Below are 2,642 nucleotides of genomic sequence, written 5' to 3' on the forward strand. Positions count from 1 at the left end.
GCCATCCTTCATCTGCGCGGGAAAAAGCTGCAGGTCGAAGGAGAGGCCGTAATCCTTCAGCCGCGCCACGTTCTTCCGCACTTTCGGGTCGATCACCTGATCGGCCGAGGCGGCAAAGCGGAAGGCGGGAGTCTCGTGCCAGTGCAGCTGCATGCGCACGCCGCGCAGCAGCTTGTATTTCATCAATCGGTCGATCTGCGGGCGCACGTCATCGACCGTCATATCGGCATAGCCGACGATGGCGTGTGGCCAACCGGTTTCTTGCGCCGTCTTCTGCAGGAAGGCGACTTCCTTCTCGAAATCCTCCTTGGCCCAGTTGGTCTGGACATAGACGGCCTTCTCGACGCCCGAGCCTTTCTGGTCCTCGAGGAACTCCGTGATCGCGTAATCGCGGCGGATCGGCTCGTAGGGGCCGAAGATGCGCGGCACCATCGGCCCGACCAGCCAGGGCTGATCCTTTTGGCGCCAGATGTGGAAATGCGCGTCGACGGCTTTCTGCATCACGATACCCTCTTCCAGATGGAATCGGCCGCCGGGGCGGGGCGGGCGAGCGACAGGATGAAATCGGTCAGACTCCCGATCGACGAGCCGTCGACCAGATCGTCAAGCACCGGCAGGATTGCCCGCAGCGCCGATGTCGCCGGGCGAAAACGCGCGTCGCCGGCGAGCGGCGTCGCCAGCGAAAGCCGGAAGGCGCGGGCGCCGAGGCGGCGCATGGCGATCTCCAGTTCGGCATGGCTGCCGCGTTCCAGCCCATCGGACAGCACGACGACGCAGGCGCCGCGCGCGAAGGCGGAAAAGCGCGGCACCGACAGGAAAGCGAGCAGCGTCGGGCCCATGCGAGTGCCGCCGTCCCAATCGTCGACAAGCGCCGCGGCGCGGGCGAGCGCCTGCCCGCGGTCGCGGATGCGCAGCGCCGAGGTGATACGGGTGAGCCGAGTGCCAATGGTGAAGACTTCGGCGCGGTCCGCGCCCTGCACGGCGGCGTGCGCGAGCTTGAGGTAATCGGCCGTGTGCAGCTTCATCGAGCCGGAGACATCGATGAGCAGGAGCAGTTTGCGCGGCACGGCCCGCCGGCGGCGCAGCAGCGGCGAGGGTATGTCGCCATCGGCGCTGACGATTTCCTTGAGCGAACGCCTGAGGTCGAGCGTGCCGCGCGAGCGGGTGCGGATCGTGCGGAAGGAGCGGCGGGCGGGCAGGGCGGATACGAGCTTGCGGCGGAACTGGCCCAGGCCATCGTCGTCGTGCTGGAAATCGCGGCTGCTCAGTTGTTCCAGCTCTGAGGAGAGCTCGCCGCCTTTTTCCTGGCGAGCGACCTGGTTCTCTTCCTCGCGCGCGCCGCGATCGTCCTTGACGCGGGTCTCGTCGTCCTCCTCGGCTTCGATCGAAGGCTTGGCGTCGCCGTAGAAATAGGCGCGGAAATGCGCCTCGAATTCGCCGCGGCGATCGGGCGAGGGCGCGAGTGTCGAAAGAGCCGCCTCGCGGATGTCGTTCATCGAGCGGGGGCCGAGCAGGGTTACCGCCTGCATAAAGCTGGAGATCTGTTCCGGGGCGATGGCGAAGGCGTGATCACGGAGCAAACGGGCGAAGCCGAGGAAAGGCGCGGCGGCAGGGCGCAGATTTTGCGGGCGCCTCATTCCTTCGCGCCCCCCTCTCCGGGCATCTCCCCCACAAGGGGGGAGATTGGCAGCTTGGGCGCGCCGCTCGATCCTGCGACGTCGGCGATTGGCGAAAGCCGACGCGACATCTGATCTCCCCCTAAGTGGGGGAGATGTCCGGCAGGACAGAGGGGGGCGCGGTCCCGCCAGCGTAGCTCACTAGCCCGGGAAGATGAGCCTAGCGCGCTGCGGTCGCCCATCACGCCAGCGCCTCCTCGACAATCCTCCCCAGTTCCGGCGTGATCGCCGACAAATCCTCCTCATCCTTGATCAGCACGCCGATGGCCCGCCGAAAGGCCTCCGGCCACGGGCTGCCGCCCTTTTCGAGGATGGTCGCGGCATTCGCCCATTCCACCGCTTCAGCGATGCCCGGCGGCTTTGCGAGAGGCCGCGCGCGGATCTCCTGCACGGCATTCGACACTGCGCGCGCCGTCGCCTCGGCAACGTCGCCCGAGCGCAGCATGATAATCTCGGCCTCGCGCCGGGCGTCGGGATAGCCGATCCAGTGGTAGACGCAGCGCCTGCGCAGCGCCTCGGCCAGCTCGCGGGTGCGGTTCGAAGTCAGGATGACGATCGGCTGCGTCGCTGCGCGGATGGTGCCGCGCTCGGGGATGCTGATCTGAAAGTCGGAGAGGAATTCCAGAAGCAGTGCTTCGAACTCGTGGTCCGAGCGGTCGATCTCGTCGACAAGCAATACACGCTCGACCGGCGCGCGCAGCACCTGCAGCAGCGGCCGGGCGATCAGGAAACGGTCGTCATAGATGTCGATCTCGTGCTCGCCGGCATGGCGGATGGCGAGCAGCTGGCGCTGGTAGTTCCATTCGTAAAGCGCATGCCCGGCGTCGATGCCTTCGTAGCATTGCAGCCGCACCAGTTCGCGGCCGAGCAATTCGGCGACCGCCTTCGCGGCCTCGGTCTTGCCGACGCCCGGCGCGCCTTCGAGCAGCAGCGGCTTGCTGAGCCGGATCGCCAGGAAGATAGCGG

The 2,642-nt window shown here is 66.9% G+C and carries 3 protein-coding genes; all 3 read right to left on the minus strand.

The features are described 5' to 3' along the window. On the minus strand, positions 1-501 hold a 501-nt coding region (locus tag EOA27_RS31135), incomplete at its 3' end, for an amidohydrolase family protein (RefSeq protein WP_189562167.1). Then, positions 501-1,637 carry a VWA domain-containing protein gene (locus EOA27_RS31140; protein ID WP_126081902.1) on the minus strand — a complete coding sequence of 379 codons (1,137 nt, stop codon included), beginning with the start codon at positions 1,635-1,637 and terminating at the stop codon, positions 501-503. The genes EOA27_RS31140 and EOA27_RS31135, both read right to left, overlap by 1 nt. A 220-nt stretch (positions 1,638-1,857) precedes the next feature. After that, positions 1,858-2,642: MoxR family ATPase (locus EOA27_RS31150; protein WP_145970650.1), on the minus strand; the 785-nt coding region annotated here is incomplete at its 5' end.

The sequence above is a fragment of the Mesorhizobium sp. M2A.F.Ca.ET.037.01.1.1 genome, assembly GCF_003998075.1.
Classification (GTDB): domain Bacteria; phylum Pseudomonadota; class Alphaproteobacteria; order Rhizobiales; family Rhizobiaceae; genus Mesorhizobium.